Genomic DNA, 626 nt, shown 5'->3' with positions numbered 1-626 from the left:
GCTTGGCCGGATCGCGCCGCTTGGCCACATGGGCATGGTAGGTCGAGGGGGCGATCGGCAAGACCTTGCAGATCGGCTCGACCCCATGCGCCCCACGATGATCGTCGATGAAGGCGATCATGGCTTGGACCGGCGGTCGAGCTCCGCCATCGCAAAATACGCGCTCGCCTTCCGCAGGATCTCGTTGGCCTGCCGAAGCTCACGGTTCTCCCGTTCCAGGGCCTTCAGCTTCTCGGCCATCTCGGTCGGAACGCCGGTCCGCTGCCCGCTGTCGATCTCGGCCTTCTTGACCCAATCATGCAGCGTCTGCGGGGTGCAGCCGATCTTGGCCGCAATCGATGTCACTGCCGCCCAGCGCGAAGGGTGCTCGCCGGCGTGATCCAGAACCATCCGAACCGCACGGTCCCGGACCTCAGGCGAAAATTTGTTCGTCGTCTTGCTCGTCATGGCTCCATCCTCTCAGGAGTTGGAGCCTCCGGCAAACCCGGGGCGGTTCAGCCCCACAACTTATCCGAACGTATTGAAGACGACAGTATACAAGGAAATGTCGGGAGAAGAGATCCCTGCGGCAGCTCAGGCGACTGATATCGCGCATCGTCTCCTCGCGCTCTATAGATTGATTTCGC

At 61.8% G+C, this 626-nt stretch carries 1 pseudogene and 1 other annotated feature; the pseudogene reads right to left on the bottom strand.

The annotated features are described in order from the left end of the window. A pseudogene (locus tag CV770_RS41300) lies at nucleotides 1–447 on the bottom strand (transposase); the annotation flags it as partial. Continuing rightward, nucleotides 47–163 (bottom strand) — a sequence feature (AL1L pseudoknot). (Overlaps the previous pseudogene by 117 nt.) Nucleotides 448–626 lie beyond the last annotated feature (179 nt).

Origin of the sequence: Bradyrhizobium sp. AC87j1 (genome assembly GCF_002936975.1) — a bacterium.
GTDB lineage: Bacteria > Pseudomonadota > Alphaproteobacteria > Rhizobiales > Xanthobacteraceae > Bradyrhizobium > Bradyrhizobium shewense.
This window is presented reverse-complemented; position numbering and strand designations above follow the sequence as displayed.